This window comes from Agarivorans aestuarii, assembly GCF_019670125.1.
Lineage (GTDB): Bacteria > Pseudomonadota > Gammaproteobacteria > Enterobacterales > Celerinatantimonadaceae > Agarivorans > Agarivorans aestuarii.
Map to the genome: position 1 here is coordinate 713,192 of NZ_AP023033.1, position 17,104 is coordinate 730,295.

Annotated in this window: 17 protein-coding genes; all 17 read left to right on the plus strand. The window is 45.6% G+C overall.

Features of this window, described 5'->3' with window-relative positions; all coding sequences use genetic code 11:
• Positions 1–149 precede the first annotated feature (149 nt).
• Positions 150–638 (plus strand): phosphatase PAP2 family protein, encoded by a 489-nt coding sequence (locus K5609_RS21810; RefSeq protein WP_221075947.1) that lies wholly within the window; start codon positions 150–152, stop codon positions 636–638.
• A gap of 12 nt (positions 639–650) precedes the next feature.
• Positions 651–1,757, plus strand: a complete 1,107-nt coding sequence (locus K5609_RS03340; protein ID WP_221075948.1) for an MJ1255/VC2487 family glycosyltransferase — start codon at positions 651–653, stop codon at positions 1,755–1,757.
• Between the two features lie 16 nt (positions 1,758–1,773).
• Complete coding sequence (locus K5609_RS03345) at positions 1,774–1,929, plus strand: hypothetical protein (RefSeq protein WP_221075949.1); 156 nt, start codon at positions 1,774–1,776, stop codon at positions 1,927–1,929.
• 283 nt (positions 1,930–2,212) lie between these two features.
• Positions 2,213–3,931 (plus strand): acetolactate synthase 3 large subunit, encoded by a 1,719-nt coding sequence (locus tag K5609_RS03350; protein ID WP_221075950.1) that lies wholly within the window; start codon positions 2,213–2,215, stop codon positions 3,929–3,931.
• Positions 3,931–4,425, plus strand: a complete 495-nt coding sequence (gene ilvN, locus K5609_RS03355) for an acetolactate synthase small subunit (RefSeq protein WP_016400709.1) — start codon at positions 3,931–3,933, stop codon at positions 4,423–4,425. Before K5609_RS03350 ends, ilvN begins: the two co-directional genes overlap by 1 nt.
• 147 nt (positions 4,426–4,572) lie before the next feature.
• Positions 4,573–6,465, plus strand: a complete 1,893-nt coding sequence (locus K5609_RS03360) for an EAL domain-containing protein (protein ID WP_221075951.1) — start codon at positions 4,573–4,575, stop codon at positions 6,463–6,465.
• 191 nt (positions 6,466–6,656) lie between these two features.
• A complete protein-coding gene (locus tag K5609_RS03365) occupies positions 6,657–7,538 on the plus strand; it encodes a hypothetical protein (protein WP_221075952.1) in 882 nt (293 codons plus the stop codon).
• Positions 7,535–8,146, plus strand: coding sequence for a PilN domain-containing protein (locus K5609_RS03370; RefSeq protein WP_221075953.1), 612 nt, complete (start codon positions 7,535–7,537; stop codon positions 8,144–8,146). Before K5609_RS03365 ends, K5609_RS03370 begins: the two co-directional genes overlap by 4 nt.
• On the plus strand, positions 8,139–8,792 hold the full coding sequence (locus K5609_RS03375; protein ID WP_221075954.1) for a type II secretion system protein M: 654 nt from the start codon (positions 8,139–8,141) through the stop codon (positions 8,790–8,792). Before K5609_RS03370 ends, K5609_RS03375 begins: the two co-directional genes overlap by 8 nt.
• The gene (locus K5609_RS03380) at positions 8,785–9,123 is read left to right on the plus strand and encodes a hypothetical protein (protein WP_221075955.1); all 339 of its coding nucleotides are present in this window, start codon (positions 8,785–8,787) and stop codon (positions 9,121–9,123) included. Before K5609_RS03375 ends, K5609_RS03380 begins: the two co-directional genes overlap by 8 nt.
• A 3-nt stretch (positions 9,124–9,126) precedes the next feature.
• Positions 9,127–10,839, plus strand: coding sequence for a pilus (MSHA type) biogenesis protein MshL (gene mshL / locus K5609_RS03385; RefSeq protein ID WP_246611937.1), 1,713 nt, complete (start codon positions 9,127–9,129; stop codon positions 10,837–10,839).
• 10 nt (positions 10,840–10,849) lie between these two features.
• On the plus strand, positions 10,850–11,755 hold the full coding sequence (locus tag K5609_RS03390) for an ExeA family protein (protein ID WP_221075956.1): 906 nt from the start codon (positions 10,850–10,852) through the stop codon (positions 11,753–11,755).
• Positions 11,752–12,921, plus strand: a complete 1,170-nt coding sequence (locus K5609_RS03395) for a tetratricopeptide repeat protein (RefSeq protein WP_221075957.1) — start codon at positions 11,752–11,754, stop codon at positions 12,919–12,921. Before K5609_RS03390 ends, K5609_RS03395 begins: the two co-directional genes overlap by 4 nt.
• Positions 12,922–12,924: 3 nt before the next feature.
• Entirely contained in the window at positions 12,925–14,673 is a 1,749-nt protein-coding gene (locus tag K5609_RS03400; RefSeq protein WP_221075958.1) for a GspE/PulE family protein, read from the plus strand.
• Complete coding sequence (locus K5609_RS03405; RefSeq protein ID WP_221075959.1) at positions 14,673–15,902, plus strand: type II secretion system F family protein; 1,230 nt, start codon at positions 14,673–14,675, stop codon at positions 15,900–15,902. The genes K5609_RS03400 and K5609_RS03405 overlap by 1 nt, the downstream gene beginning before the upstream one ends.
• On the plus strand, positions 15,903–16,394 hold the full coding sequence (locus K5609_RS03410) for a hypothetical protein (RefSeq protein WP_221075960.1): 492 nt from the start codon (positions 15,903–15,905) through the stop codon (positions 16,392–16,394).
• A gap of 58 nt (positions 16,395–16,452) precedes the next feature.
• Positions 16,453–17,070 (plus strand): pilus assembly FimT family protein, encoded by a 618-nt coding sequence (locus K5609_RS03415; RefSeq protein WP_220720222.1) that lies wholly within the window; start codon positions 16,453–16,455, stop codon positions 17,068–17,070.
• Positions 17,071–17,104 lie beyond the last annotated feature (34 nt).

The window sequence follows — 17,104 nt, forward strand, 5'->3', positions numbered from 1 at the left end:
GTCCTATTTTATTTCTGCAGTGAAAACACCTAGTTCTAGTTGTGTTATTTGTCACCAAGCTGGTCTTTGTCATGGATTTGTAAAATTACTTTCATTTCTCGGTAAAGCATTTTATCCAGTCTGTGGAAAAGCACGAGAAGGAGCTTGGTATGTTACAACGATTGAGCCAGTGGGATTATGCAATCTCCGCAACCTGTTTGGGGCACCGCTTTAATGCACAGGTGGCCCGCCTAGCCAGAGTAGTATCGCATTCCGGTGATGGTTATTACTATGCCTTGTTTGGTGGCATTATAGCCTTCACTTCATATGCCGGCGCCTTTTGGAGTCTCGCCTTACCTGCATTTGTTATTGAACTAATGTGTTATTTGCTGCTTAAGCAAATATTTCGACGCGACCGCCCACAAGCTTTGCCGGTATTTATTCGCCCTTCCGACCGATTTAGTTTTCCCTCCGGCCATAGTGCTGGCGCCTTTGTTATGGCTGGCTGCGTGGCTCAAATATTTCCGTCTTGGGCGGGCCTTGCCTTTACTTGGGCCAGCTTAGTGGCCTGCTCTCGGGTATTGCTTGGTGTGCACTTTATTAGCGATGTTATCGCAGGTGCCAGCTTAGGTTTGTTAATTGTTTACGGTATAAATTAGGTAAGCCGAATAATGCGAATTCTTTATGGTGTACAAGGAACTGGAAACGGCCATATTACGCGGGCTCGTTTGCTATGTAGTGCTTTAAAAAAACAAGGCGTCGACGTAGATGTATTAATGTCTGGACGGGTTGGTAAAGCGCCTAAAGTGGAAGAGTTTGGAGAATACAAAAGCCTTAAGGGGATTAGTTTTCATCACCAGGGCGGCAAAGTAGATAAATGGGCTACCTTTAAGGATCTTTCTTTAAAGCAGTTTCACAAAGATATTGCCGAGCTCGATTTGTCTGGCTACGACCTACTAATTAATGATTTTGAGCCAGTGAGTGCTTGGGCGGCTAAAAAGCAGGGTTTAACCAGTATCTCTATCTCCCACCAAGCAGCGTTTCTTCACGATATTCCCACTAAAGAGATGGGCCTGTGGAATCGATTATTAGTGCGCAATTTTGCACCATGCGAATATAACCTAGGTGTTCACTGGTGCGATTTTAAGCAAACGATTGTGCCGCCCCTAGTAGAAAAGCTGGATGGGCTGAGCAACAACGGCAAAATTTTGGTGTATTTGCCTTTTGAGTCTCTTGAGCAAATTCGCCCCTTGTTAACCCGTTTTACCGGCTACCAATTTGTCTGTTTTCATCCAGAAATCAAGCAAGCTGCCAGTGATGAAAACTTGGAATTGCAGCCCATTCATCGAGAAAATTTTCTAGAGAACCTGCGCAGCTGTGCTGGGGTGTTTTGTAACGCTGGTTTTGAATTACCTTCAGAAGCCATGGCGGCGGGTAAGAAGCTGTTGGTGAAGCCACTGTTTGGCCAGTTTGAGCAAGTCACCAATGCCTATACTCTGCAAAGCCTCGGTTTAGCGCGTATTGCCGAAAGCTTAGAGCCTTATATACTAGATTCGTGGCTACAGCTAGACCAGAGCGAGCCAGTGTATTACCCAAATGTGGCCGAAATGCTGGCAGAGCATATTCAAAACAATACTTGGCAAGATTTAGACCTTATGGCTCGAGCTATGTGGAAACAAGTGAGTTATCCGGCTGCTAGCCAGTTACTAATGGCCAATATCTTGAGCGACAGCACGGTAAGTGCAGAATCCTTGACTAAAATAAAAGTGTCTGGGTAAACGATTAGGAGGGAGCATGCGTTTTACTAATGAAGACGGTGAGGTGATGGAGTTAGCAAACAACATGACCATAGAAGAACTGTACGACATGGGAGTAAGTATCTCCCTGAGCGAAGATTCGGATCCTGAGCAGCAAATTTGGCTAACAGAAGAGCATGATACTATTAAGTAGTTAAGTGCTTTATGGTAGTGCTGAATCACCGGGTGTTAACTTGTTTATCATCCGGTTTTTTGTGTCTTGCTTAGAAGATAGCTCTTATGTGGCTGCCAGAAGCTTGAGCAGTTTTATATGATTAGCTGCTTAAAAGAATAGAAAGAGAAGACAAAAGCGTAGACGCTGGGGGGCAAGAAACGTTAAAGTGCTAGCCTTGGAAGACAGGATATTAAGTCCCATTTCCCGCAACATAATAGAGTTATCCCCACAATTACAATAAATTAAGCCTGGAGGCTTGAACATGGAGAAGTTATCCGGCGCCGAAATGGTCGTCCGCTGTTTGCAAGATCAAGGTGTTAAACACATTTTTGGCTACCCTGGTGGCTCAGTATTAGATGTATACGATGCCCTGTTTGATAGTAGCGATATCGAGCATGTATTGGTTAGGCACGAGCAAGCTGCTGTGCACATGGCCGATGGTTATGCACGAGCAACTGGCGAAGTAGGAACAGTACTTGTTACCTCAGGACCTGGCGCTACAAATACCATTACTGGTATTGCTACAGCTTATATGGATTCAGTTCCATTGGTAGTGCTATCGGGTCAGGTGCCCACTGGCTTGATTGGCCAAGACGCTTTCCAAGAAACCGACATGATCGGCGTTTCGCGCCCCGTAGTAAAACATAGCTTTTTAGTTAAAAAGGCCGAAGAAATCCCAGCGGCCATTAAAAAAGCTTATTACATAGCATCTACTGGTCGTCCTGGTCCGGTTGTTATCGACTTGCCTAAAGATGTTCAAAATCCTCTGCTTAAGTTCCCTTATGAATACCCTAAGTCAGTTAGCATGCGTTCTTACAACCCAACGCTAACCGGTCACAAAGGGCAGATTAAGAAAGCCGTTAAAGCCTTGGCCGAAGCCGAAAAACCGGTGTTATACATTGGTGGTGGCGCAATTATGGCCGAAGCTGGCGAGCAAATTAGCAAGCTAGTAGAAATATTCAACATGCCGGTTACCTCAACCCTAATGGGTTTAGGGGCGTTCCCATCTACAGACTCCCGCTTTGTGGGCATGTTGGGTATGCATGGTACTTACGAAGCAAACATGTCGATGCACAATGCAGACGTTATTTTTGCGGTAGGCGCGCGTTTTGATGACCGCGTAACCAACAACGTGAAAAAGTTCTGCCCAAATGCCACCATTCTACATATCGATATCGACCCAACGTCTATTTCGAAAACGATTCGCGCAGACATTCCCATTGTAGGTTCGGTAGATTCGGTTCTCGATCAAATGCTCGAATGCATTAAAGAAACTGGTGCTAAAAGCAATGCCGATAGTTTAAAAGACTGGTGGGCACAAGTTGAAGAATGGCGCAGCCGTAAGTGTTTAAACTACGCCAAAAGCGATACCTTAATTAAACCTCAGCAGGTTATCGAATCGATGTATCGCGCCACCAAAGGTGATGCTTACGTAACCTCTGATGTAGGTCAGCACCAAATGTTTGCTGCCTTGTATTACCCCTTTGATAAGCCTCGTCGCTGGATCAACTCTGGTGGTCTAGGCACCATGGGCTTTGGCTTCCCTGCTGCTATGGGGGTGAAGTTTGCCTACCCAGACGCAACCGTTGCTTGTGTAACCGGTGATGGCTCGATTCAAATGAACATTCAAGAGCTTTCCACTTGTTTGCAATACAACGTTCCGGTAGTGATAGTGTCGCTAAACAACCGCTCGCTGGGCATGGTTAAGCAGTGGCAGAAAATGTTCTACGATGGACGTCAATCACACTCTTATATGGATTCGGTGCCTGACTTTGTGAAACTGGCAGAGGCCTATGGCCATGTTGGTATGCAAGTTAATCATCCTGATGAGTTAGATGAAGCCATGGAGAAAGCCTTCTCGATGAAAGATCGCGTGGTATTTATGGATATCATGGTTGATCCTGAAGAGCATGTTTACCCAATGCAGATTAAAACCGAGTCAATGAAAGATATGTGGTTAAGCAAAACGGAGAGAACATAATGCGCCGAATTATTTCAGTATTATTAGAAAACGAAGCCGGCGCTTTGTCTCGCGTTACCGGATTGTTTTCACAGCGTGGTTTCAACATTGATTCACTAACTGTATCAACCACGGAAGACCCAACCTTGTCACGTATGACTATTTGTACCTTTGGTGATGAAAACACCATCGAGCAAATTACTAAACAGCTGAACAAGCTAGTCGACGTGTTAAAAGTGTCTGAACTCACCGAGGCTGAGCATGTAGAGCGTGAAATTATGTTGGTTAAAGTGCGTGCAGCGGGTTCTACCCGTGAAGAAGTGATGCGAACTTGTGACATCTTCCGCGGTCAAATTGTCGACGTTACACCAAGCATGTATGTGATGCAGTTAAGTGGTGACAGCGCGAAGTTAGATGCCTGCTTAAAGACACTATCTCAATCAACTGAAATTTTAGAAGTTGTACGTAGTGGTGTATGTGGCATGAGCCGTGGCGAGAGAATGCTACGACCCTAATATCTGGTCACTTTTGAGCTAAAGACCAGCCTCGGCTGGTCTTTTTGTTTGTGATTACCAAGCTATTTGCAATTTACTGATATACTCAAGCAATGGTCATACCAAAGGATGGTGAGACTAAGAGCTTGAAGGTGAGGAACACCCTTAATGAAATTTTCCAGTCGGATCATAGTATTTACCATTAGCTGCGTAGTGGTAGCAGTGCTATTGGTATTGCTTGGGGGCGCGCTTACCTTCCGTCAGTTGGCATTTAATCAGCAGCAACATCAATTGCGCTCAGTAGTCGAAGTGATCGATGGTCAGTTAAGTGTTCAACCGGAAACGCCAGAATTTGCCCAATGGCTACCCAGCTGGTTACGCGCACACAATATCCAAGTGCTGGAAGTCTCTAATCGCGGAGGGGTTATTTATACCTTTCGTGAGCTTAATTACACCGGCAGCAGCAAAAACCTGATTCCTTATCGTTATCCATTAGCGGCTCATCCTGATTTTTTCATTCAAATTTGGGTAGAAAGACCCTTTAAACAGCTCACCTATGAACCTGAAGCGATGCTCGGTATTGGTGGTGGTGTGCTGATCGTGGCGCTAGGGCTAATAGCAGTATTTCGCTGGCTAAAAAGCATCATGTATGGTGCTGAATTACTGCAGACTCGCGGTAATAAAATTCTTGCTGGCCGCCTGCGCGATGTGCAGCAAGGCAGCCCTAAAGAGTGGCCCAATGCCGCCAGTAAAGCGATTGAGCAGTTAATCACTCAACTTATTGAAGCTCGCCAAGAGCGCAGTCGTTTTGACTGTATCATCCGTAATAATGCCTTTGTGGATGAGCTTACCCAGCTATCTAATCGCACTCACTTTTTAAATCAGTTGGAAGCTGAGATTGGCGATGCAGATGCGCACACCGGTGCTGTACTGTTGGTGTACTTGCGCGGAATGGACGATGTTAACTACCAATATGCACGTAACGAAGGCGATGCAATTTTGCAGCAGAGCTCCGACGCCTTAAAGCAATATACTCGCCGTAATATTGATGTGAATCTGGCACGCTATAGTGGTGATGCTTTTGCTTTGCTAATGCCGCTATCGACCTTGGATGAAGCAGAGGATACCGCAGCGGGGATCCTCAAATTACTTGAGCGAATTCCTTTGCCTGAAGTGGCCGAGGCCGATGATTTCTTCTACATCGGTATTGCTGGTTATGAGTATGGTGATAATGCACAGCTGGTTATAGAGCAGGCTGAAGATGCCTTAAGAGTTGCGCAGATGCAGCGCCACAATGGTTGGTATGCAATTCCACGAGAGCTCAGTTCAACCCAAACCGGTAAAGGCTCGGTTCGCTGGCGTACTTTATTACAGCACGTTCTTAGTAACGATGCTCTGCATTACTATCAACAGGAAGTTTTCGACGAAGACCGCCGAGTTTGCTACAAGGAGTTATTGGCCCGTATCACCGACTACCAAGGTGAAGTGATTAACGCTGGTGTATTTTTGCCTTGGGCAGAGAAAAGCGGCTTGCAGGCAGACTTTGATCAACATGCTTTAAAATTTGCTATGCAACAGGTTAAATACTCCCGCCAGCCTATTAGCATTAACTTAAACATAGCGACAGTGATTAAGCAGTCGGTGATGCGTGATTTACTGCAATGGGTATTCTCTGTTCCTTTTAAAGAATGCCAAAAGCTAGTACTGGAGTTTCCTGAAACCCAGCTATCGCAACTCAACGATACTGAAATGCTCCGCCTAAAAGCCTTAAACAAAAAAGGTATTAAGCTGGCTGTAGAGCGCGCAGGTCAGCGCGTTGTTAGTACTCAATACATTAGCGAGCTTAAGTTGGAATACTTAAAGCTGCACACTAGCTTGGTGAGAGATATTCAAGTGCGCCAAGTTAACCAGTTAGCAGTGAGCTCATTGGTAGCCAGTTGCGCTGGTCGGGTGCAAGTGATGGCAGTGGGCGTTGAGCGTAATGAAGAATGGCGAGTGTTACAGCGCTTAGGCGTGCATCATGCGCAAGGCTTTTTGTTTAGTAAACCCGAGCCTATTTAACTCACACTTCGCTGATGTTTATTTGATGTAGAGGTGTGGTAATTGTATAGCTAATCTACAGTTACTGGATATACCGCTTTTTATCTTGAGAATTAGCACATATTTGTCGGCCAATGCTTTAAAAAATAAAAGAAAAGTTTAGACTAGGTGACTAGTGTTTGACATGGATATCATCAAAGGATAATGATTGGATGGGCTTAGCGTTTTGGCGTAGGAAAACCGCAAAAACTCGTTGTAGTGCTTATTTGCGCCCTGACTTTTTGGTGTTAGCTAATCAAAATGAACAAATCTTTGAGCAAGCTATTGATTCTATTGAACAATGGCCCGCAGCCTTTGCTGGTTTATGTAAAGAAGCGAAGTTATCAAGTGACCATCAAATTGTGTTTGTATTGGGTAGCCAGCACTACCAGCAGTTTCAGGTAGAAAAGCCCAACGTTCCTGATGAAGAGCTAGCTGGCGCAGTGCCTTGGACCATCAAAGATATGGTCGCCGAACAAATCCCCGATTTAGCTATCGATTACTACCAAGCCCCCACCACACCCATGGCCAGTGAAAAACTGAATGTTGTTTGTGTGCGTAAACAGATTATCCAGCAGCTAGTGCAATTAGCTCAGCAGCAAGATATTCAGCTTGAAGGCATTACCATCGAAACGTTGGCTGCAGTTAACCTGTTAGAAAACAACGACCGTTGCCAAATGCTGTTGTGGCAACCAAAAGCTGGAGATTTAGAGCTGATAGTGGTGCGCCAAGGGCAAGTGTGTTTTTCTCGGCAACTACGGGCATTTTCTGGTTTAGGCAAAATGCAGGAGATTGAATTTACTCAAACTTTCTTCGACAGTTTAAGTTTAGAGCTACAACGTTCTATCGACTACATTAGTGCCACTTTGAAACTGCCTGATGTAAGCCATATTCAATTAGCCATTCCTAGTCGCTTTTGCGATGAAATTGCCCAACAGTTGCAGCAAAATCTGACACCCAACGTAGCCTTATTGGATATGTCGGCGATAGAGTCTAGCGACCAATATTACAAAATTCCTGCACTTGCTGGCTTACAAGAAGGGGTGCTGTCGTGAAAACGCGAATTAACCTCTATACCGAAGAATTCAGACCCAAACCAGAGCGTGGCTCCTTAAGGCAAGCCGCAGGACTGTGGTTATTGGTTGGAGTAATTGCCTTAGCTTGGGGTTTTTGGCAACAGAAACAAACACGTTCCGCCGTGGTTGAAGCTGCCGCTCAACGTAAACTAGTTAGCTCGCAAGAGCAGCAGCTTGCTCAGCTAAAAGCTGCAATAGAGCAACGAGCAGTAGATCCAAAACTGCAACAACAATTAGCTTTAGCTGAACAGGAACTGAAACTAAAACGCTTGCTTGAGCAACGCTTGCAAGGTCAAAGTTATGCGAACAACGGCTTCTCTTCCTCTTTATCGGCCTTGGCATCTATTCAAGACCAGCAGATTTGGCTAACCCAAATTAGTATTCAGCGAGGTAAAATGGCTTTGGCTGGTCAATCGACTAGTAGCGATGCGGTGCCCAAATGGCTCAAGCAATTTAAATATTATCCTGATTTGTCACAGCAGCAGTTTGCCGGTTTAAAAATTTATCGCGATGAGCAACAACAATTGCACTTCAGTTTAAGCGGCTCTAGTCATAACGAGCTTATGCTAGGAGGTGCCAATGAGTGAGCAATGGCAACAATGGCAGCTACGTTTTGCCGCCTTAAGCCTGCGTGAAAGGGTTCTTATTCTGATTACAGGGTTGGTGGTAGTTGTGCTTCCTAGCTATTACCTGTGGATTGAGCCTGCAAGCTTAAAGCAAGAGCGAGCCGAAAAAGAGCTGGTTCAAGCCACCGCCAAGTACAATAACAATATAAACCTCATTGAATTTAGTAAGAATAAGTTACGCGAAGATCCTAACCAAGATATCAGCCGACAGTTAAAACAGTTAAAAACGCAATTGGCGCAAATCGATCAGTCTTTAGAGCAGCAGCAAGCGGGCCTAATTCCTGTTGAGCAAATGGCAGAAGTACTCGAGCAGTTATTACAAAAAAGTCCTGGCTTAGTATTAGTGGCTATGGACTCTTTAGCACCAAAGCCGGTATTAAGCAGTGAAGAAAGTAATCCCGATAGTTTGAATTTCTATCGTCATGGGATCCGCTTAAAACTCAGTGGTGGCTATTTTCCACTATTAAAGTATTTGCAGGTTGTTGAAGATCTTCCGCAGCGATTTTTGTGGCAATTAATTGATTATCAAGTAGACGAGTATCCAAAGGCTGATATCACTATCGACATATACACCTTAAGCACCAATAAGGACTTTATCAGTGGTTAAATCTCTTTGTTTGGTACTGCTGGGGTGTTTGCTCATCGTTAGTCATGGTTACGCTAGTACCTTGAGCGATCCAACCGCACCACCAAATAGCAGGAAGCAAACTAGCACCACTAAGCGAGCAGCTTTACCGAGTTTACAGGCCATTATTGTAGGTGGTGAGCAACCAGGCGCTATTCTTAATCAACGCTTTGTGGCAGTAAATCAAAATATTTCCGGCTTTACTTTAAGTCGGCTTCACCAAGATTATGTGGTGTTAGCCCGAGCGGGTAAGCAATATAAAATTAAATTGGACAAGGTGTCGGTAAAACGCGTCACTGTGCAGGGGCAGTAATACATGTATATCAAACGGATTTTTATAGCTTGTATGGTGGTATTGGTGGGTGCTTGTCAAAGCACCAATCGCCCCGACCCTGTAGAAGCTAAGCAAGCAATTTCCGAGGCGCAGGTGCCAACGAACAATGCCATCAGTGCTCCAGAGCTTCCTGCAGAAGTTGAAGCGGAGCTAATGCCAGAATTGGCTTTGCAACCCGGTAACTTATTGCAAGTTGAACATCGCTTTGATGTGAATGCTCGTAATGTAGATGCTAAAGCGTTTTTCCCAGCCCTAGTAAAAGGCTCACCTCTTAGCGTGGCTTTACACCCAGGTGTAGAAGGCCAAATTACCTTAAAGCTTAAAGAAGTAACGCTTAAAGAAGCCATTGATGTAGTGGCTGATATGTATGGTTATGACATTAAACGTCGCGGTAAAATCTTGCATGTTTACCCAGCCGGCATGCGCATCGAAACCATTCCATTAAACTATCTAATGTTAGAGCGTTACGGTTATACCCGCACGCGGATTAACTCTGGCGGTATCACTGGCAGTGATAGCGACAACAATAGCTCAAGTAACAATAATTCGAATAATTCTTCAAGCAATAATTCGTCGAACAATTATTCCAATAACAACAATAGCAGTCGTAACTCTAATCGTAGTGACAGTTTCAACGGCACTAAGATTGAATCCGCCACCGAGACTCGCTTTTGGTATGAATTAGAAGAAACTCTGCGTGGCATGATTGGCATAAACATGCGTCGTGACCGTGGTAATGATACTTCTTACGCCAACGACGGACGAATGGTGGTAGTTAGCCCGCAAGCCGGTTTAGTTACCGTACGCGCCTTTCCAGACGAAATTCGTACAATTAAAACCTTCTTAAGCAAGTCAGAGAAAAACCTGCAACGCCAAGTGGTGTTAGAGGCCAAGATTATTGAAGTCACCTTGAGTGACGGTTACCAACAAGGTATTGATTGGACCAATGCCGGTGATGTATTTGGTTCTACCGAAGTATTGTTTAACAGTGTGTCGCAAATTCCAGGCGATGCGATTAGTAGCGTATTGGGCGGCGGCGGTGCGTTAACCGTCACCGACGGAAATTTTCAAGCGGTGGTAAAATTGCTGCAAACTCAGGGCGATGTGAACGTACTGTCTAGCCCGCGAATTACCGCATCTAATAATCAAAAAGCGGTGATAAAAGTAGGCACCGACGAGTATTTTGTTACCGACGTATCAAATACCACGATTACGGGTACTAACCCAGTTACCAATCCAAGTGTAGAGCTTACGCCGTTCTTCTCTGGGGTTGCGCTAGATGTTACCCCGCAAATTAATGACCAAGGTGAAGTTTTATTGCACGTTCACCCCTCGGTTACCGACGTTAAAGAGCAGCGAAAAGTTATCAGCTTCGGTAGTGATTCCGGCAGTTTAGATTTGCCATTGGCGCAAAGTGACATTCGCGAAACCGACACAGTGATTAAAGCTAGCTCTGGCGATGTGGTGGTGATTGGCGGCCTGATGAGTTCTAAACAGGAAGAAATAGTCTCTAAAGTACCATTCATTGGTTCTATTCCTGGTTTAGGTGAGCTGTTTACCAACCGCGCCGTATCTAATCAAAAAACCGAGCTAGTGATTTTGATTCAACCAACGGTGGTTACAGAGGATACCTGGCAAAACGAGCTACAAAAATCACAAGAGTTGTTAAACACTTGGTATCCAGAAGATAACTAGGCGGTCATTGGTGGCGGTATATCTCGAACATTTTGGCCTCTCACAAGCCCCTTTTGGTTTAACTCCAAATACTGGCTTGTATCAAGCCTTGTTGCCTCATGATGAAGCGATTCAAGTTTTGCAAACGGCACTTAAATCAGGTGAAGGCTTCATCAAAGTGAGTGGCGAGGTGGGCACCGGTAAAACGCTGTTATGCCGTAAGTTACTTAATGAAATGGCCGACGATTACCAGTTTGCTTATTTGCCAAATCCTTGTTTGTCGGCAGAGCAAATTCATGCAGCTTTAGCTAGCGAGCTCGGTCTGCAAGTCGAAGCTAGTGCTTCTTCTCATAGTTTATTAGAAAGCATTCATCATCACTTAATTGAGCTAGCTACTCAGCAGCGCCCAGTAGTGCTGCTTATTGATGAAGCGCAAGCCTTAAGTGATGAAGCCCTAGAGGTGATTCGACTGTTGGGGAATTTAGAAACCGAGCAACGCAAGTTATTGCATGTGGTGTTATTTGGCCAACCTGAACTGGATGAGCGTTTGGCCACTCAGCAGCTCAGGCAACTACGTCAGCGCATTACTTTTTCCTATCGCCTGCGCGCTTTAGAAAAAGATGAAGTAGCCAGTTATATTCAGCATCGTTTGCACTTAAGCGGTTACAGAGGCGGCCCATTGTTTACTGCTGCTTCCTTAAAAATGCTCACTCGCGCTAGCCGCGGGGTCCCTCGTTTAATTAACATACTCGCCCACAAAGTATTAATGCTTTGTTATGGTCAGGGCGCTCAACAGGTTAGTGTGAAGATGGTCAAGCAAGCAGTGGCTGATACAGAAGATGCAGTAAGGCCACAAAGCCAAACTAGTTGGTTCGTTCTCGCTGTAAGTGCTTGTGTCGCAGTGGCCGCAGCCGCATGGTGGAGCTTGTCACTATGAGCGTAATTAACCAGATGCTTAAAGATTTGGACAAGCGGCAAAATAGCAATCCGCAAAGCATGTCTCCCTTAGTGGAAGACAGCGGCAAAAGTGCCAGAGCCTATATACTAATGGCCTTGGTATTAATTGCTTTAGCCATTTCGGCTTGGTTAGCACTGCGCTATTTTAAGAATATTGAAGTAGGCAGTGATGTAGAAGTGGTTGCCGAAACAACTCAAAATGCTAATCCATTGGCTGTTTCACCGGAAACGGAACAGTTACAAGCGGTGGCCGAAGCCATTGATGTAGAACTGGCCGAGCCAATTAACCAGACTGCTACACCGCAGGCTTTAGTTAGCGAAGAAGCTAATTCCGCCGAATACTCTGGGCTTGAAGCCGACTCAAATAAACAGGTAGTTCAGCCTACAGCTGCAATAGTTGTAAGGGAGCCCAAAGCAGAACCCGCTGCGGCGGAAGCGACAACTCAAGTGATTGCCGAAGCTGAAATAAAACCAGCGCTAAATAATAAGCCTGTGGAGGCTAAAGCAAAAGAACCAGAAAAGCCTCAAGCCGAGCAAGACTCAACACTAGAGATTAAACCCTTAAAGCTTAACCGAGAGCAGCAAGTTGCCTTATATACTCGCCGTGGTTTTGAGGCTTTAGATAAAAACCTACCGGATGAAGCTCGCAAGGAGTTCCAAAAAGCCTTGCAGCTTGATCATCAAGCGCATGAAGTTCGAGAACAACTTGCCGCGCTTATGTTTGGTCGTGGCGAATTGCGCGCTGCCGTTGACTTGCTTGAGGAAGGCTTACAACTAAGCCCAATGCGAGGCTCATTTAGGGTGATGCTAGCGCGAATTTTTGTGCAGCAAGACAACCTGCCTCAGGCTATTTACTATTTAGAAAGTGCCGAACCTAGCATAACCGGCAATGTGGATTATTACGCCATGTTAGCGGGTTTAGCCCAGCGCTTAGACAAACAAGAACTGGCCTTAACTAGCTATCAAAAATTAGTGCAACATGAACCTTCGCGAGCCCGCTGGTGGCTGGGTTACGCCATTGCCAACGATAAGCTTGGTAGTTATCAAGAAGCCTTAGCTGCGTATCAGCAAGCTGAGCTCATGGGGCAGCTTTCCAGTAATTCTCGCGATTTTGTTGTTAATCGCATTCGACAGTTGGAGCAATAAACCATGGCACAACCAAAACTACGAATGCGCTTGGGTGACTTGCTGGTTAGTGAGCAGGTGATCAGTGAAGCCGATTTAATGAGCGCCTTAGCGCAACAAAAACAATCGGGGCGAAAACTAGGTGCAACCTTAATTGAACTCGGGGTTATTGCCGAAGTGCAATTGCTGGAATTTTTGGCTCGTCAGCTAGGTATTCCTTTTGTCGATTTAGCGCAAATTTCGGTAGATGCCAATGCTGTGGTGTTGTTGGGCGAAGTGCATGCTCGCCGCTTGCGGGCTTTGGTGATTCATAAAGATGGCGACGTGTTAACTGTAGCTATTTCCGATCCCGCCGATCTCTCGGCTATTGACACCTTAGCATCGCTGTTAGCTCCTCATCAGCTTAAATATGTGGTGGCAAGGGAGTCACAGGTTGTAGAAGCCTTCGACCGTTTTTATCGAAGAACCCGTGAGATTGAAGGTTTTGCACAAGAGCTAAAAGAAGAATACGCCAGCAGTGATGAATTTGATATTGGCCTTGCCACTGCAGGTGATGAGAGCAATGAAACTACCGTTGTTAAGCTGCTTCAATCCTTGTTTGAAGATGCGGTGCAAGTGGGCGCTTCTGATATACATATTGAGCCAGACGAAAACGTACTGCGAATACGCCAACGGGTAGACGGTGTGTTACAAGAAAGCGTGCTTAATGAGGTACAAATTGCTTCTGCCATGGTGCTGCGTTTAAAGCTGATGTCTGGCTTAGACATCTCTGAAAAGCGCCTGCCACAAGATGGCCGTTTCAATATTAAAGTGCGCGGGCACTCTATTGACGTACGTCTATCGACCATGCCTATTCAAGCCGGTGAATCGGTAGTAATGCGTTTGTTAGACCAATCGGCAGGCATATTGTCGCTAGAGCAAACTGGTATGCCAGCTGACATTATGGAGCGCTTTCGCCGCCAGCTGCATCGCCCGCATGGAATGATTGTGGTTACCGGCCCTACCGGTAGCGGTAAAACCACCACTTTGTATGGCTCTTTGAGTGAGTTGAACCAGCCAGAATCAAAAATTATTACTGTAGAGGACCCCGTTGAATATCGACTGCCGCGTATCAACCAAGTACAAGTAAACAGTAAAATTGGCCTCGATTTCTCCAATATTTTGCGTACTACTTTGCGTCAAGACCCCGACATTTTGCTGGTGGGGGAGATGCGTGACCAAGAAACCGTGGAAATTGGTCTACGGGGCGCATTAACGGGTCACTTGGTATTAACTACCTTACACACCAACGATGCGATCACTAGCGCCTTACGATTAATAGATATGGGCGCAGCGGGCTATTTGGTGGCAAGTTCCTTAAGAGCAGTTATCGCTCAGCGTTTGGTGCGTAGACTCTGTGAAAACTGTAAACAAGAACATAGCTGCTCGCTCGAAGAAAAGGTTTGGCTAGAGCATATTAGTAGCGAAGATTTAAGCCAACAGGTCTTCTATAAAGGTCATGGTTGCCAAAGCTGTAACTACACCGGCTACAAGGGCCGAATTGGTGTGTTTGAGATGTTAGAGCTTAATGACGCTATGATGGAAGGTTTGCGTCGCGATGATCCTGATGAGTTTTCTAAGGCTGCAAAAGCCTCGAACAACTACCGGCCTTTGTCGTTAGCCGCTTTAGATTATGCCAAACAAGGAGTGACTGCGATTGAAGAAGTGCTGCGATTGGTAGAAGAGATTGACGTTTATGGCAGTGTTACAGCAGAACAGGGTGAGTCTCAGTAATGGCTATGTTTCGCTATCAAGTTCGCGATAGCACTGGTCGCTTGATCAATGGTGACATTGAAGCTGCCAATCAAAATGCTGCGGCAGAAAGCTTACTGCGCCGTGGTCTCACGCCAATAAAGATTGCAGAAGGCAAAAGTAAAGGCGAAAGCTTAGGCTCCTTAGATGTAAGCTCTTTGTGGGAAGGGCGAATCAAGCTTGATGAGTTAGTGGTATTTACTCGGCAAATGTATTCGCTAACCAAGGCTGGCATTCCGATAATGCGTGCCATTAATGGCCTAGCCGAAACAGCTCATAGTAAGCTATTGCGCCGCTCACTCGCTGGCGTGTCTGATGCTCTGAGCAGCGGGCGAACCTTGTCGACTTCCATGGCAGAGTACCCCAAAGTATTTTCTCAGCTGTTTGTGAGTATTGTTCATGTTGGCGAAAACACCGGTCAGTTAGAAAAAGCATTTTTGCAATTATCTCAGTACCTTGAGCTGGAAATGGATACCCGTAAGCGAATCAAAACCGCGATGCGTTATCCCACTTTTGTGATTCTGGCAATTGTTATTGCAATGGTGATTCTAAATATTTTTGTTATCCCCCAGTTTGCCGAAATCTTTGGCCGCTTTAATGTGGAACTTCCTTTAGCCACGAGGATCTTGATAGGCACCTCCAACTTTTTTGTTCATTACTGGCCTTTGTTATTGGTGCTAACGATAGGCTCGGTATTTCTGGTGCGCTGGTATGTCGGTACTCCCAAAGGCCGTATGTTATGGGACAAAACGCGACTGCGCTTACCGGTTGTTGGCTCAGTGATTGAGCGCTCGTTACTGGCTCGTTTCTCGCGCAGTTTTGCGATGATGGTAGGAGCGGGGGTTCCGCTTAACCAAGCCTTATCTTTGGTGGCTAGCGCTGTTGATAATGCGTTTATGGCTGAGCGAATTGTTGAAATGCGTCGCGGCATTGAGCGCGGCGAAAGCTTGCTGCGTAACGCGATTGCCAGTGAGTTATTTACACCTTTGGTATTGCAGATGATCTCGGTGGGCGAAGAAACCGGGCAAGTCGATGAATTACTTACCGAAGCGGCCGAGTTTTACGAGCGTGAAGTCGACTATGATTTAAAGAGCTTAACAGCACGTATTGAACCAATACTGATTACAGTGGTCGCAGGTATGGTACTGATTCTTGCTCTTGGCATCTTTACCCCAATGTGGGACATGATGCGCGCGGTAAGAGGTGGTTAATTGAATCAGCATGAGTTGTTGGATAACAATCGCTCGCGCTTTAGTTGGCTTGTGACCTTCTGCATAGTTTTATTAGTTGTATTATTGCTTTTAGTTAGCTTTATTAGGACAATTAATCAAGCTGAGCAGCAAGTCGTAGAAGAATATGCTCAAACTTGGGTGAGACAACTGGCGCAAGTTCATGGTTTGTGGATAGCTAGATTCCGCCCTGAGCAGCTGGAGATCAATTTATATCAGCGTGATGCGCTTAGCGGTGAGCAAAAGCCATTAGAGGTAATACGCTTAGCGATGAGTAAAGCGGGGTGGCCTAAGGTTACATCAAACCAGCAGTGCCAAGATTTGTGGCGTGACATGGTTGGTGCTGAGCTAAGTGGGCAAGGTAATGCCGTAACAGCGGACTATAAAAACCAGCAATGCCATTATGAGTTTTTAGGTGTGGCGATACTGATATATGACCCGCAACAAGGTGTGATGACAAAGGAATGGCTCTAAAGCCGATTTAAGAGGTAGTCTAACAGTGACAACAATTTCTACGGTATCAAGATCTACAATGAGACAAGCTGGCTTCTCGCTGATTGAGTTGGTGATTGTAATTGTTATTCTGGGCATTTTAGCTGCTACCGCCTTGCCGCGATTTTTGGATGTTACCGAAGAAGCTAAGGTGGCGAGCTTAGAAGGCGTAGCCGGTGGCTTTGCTACTGGCGTCTCGTTAGCTCGTGCGCAGTGGGAGGCAGAAGGTCGCCCTAGTGAAAATGGCAAAAATGCCGTTATTTATGATACTCAAAAAGTGTATTTAACCACGCCTACTGCTGCGCAAATAAGCAATGGCAGTGTTGCTCCTGGTTACCCGATGACCAGCGACGATGAAGACGTGGATCCCGGAACCTTATCCGGAGACAAGTGCTTGAAAGTGTGGGACGCAATTTTACAAAATCCTGCCCGCGCTACGGCTACCTTCTCTGAGGTAGCTAACCAAGGTGATTATTTCAAGTATTACACCACGGTAACGGGAGCCGCAGAGCAGACGCGATGTATTTTTTATCAAGTAAACTCTTTGGCTAAAAATAGTGACGGTTCCTACGTGGATCCTGGTAACGATGAAGGCTCATATAACAATTTCACGTATCAACCAGCCGCAGGGCGGGTTTTTACTAACATTCCTAACTAACGATTTATAAATCAATAATTTTCTAAGGATATAG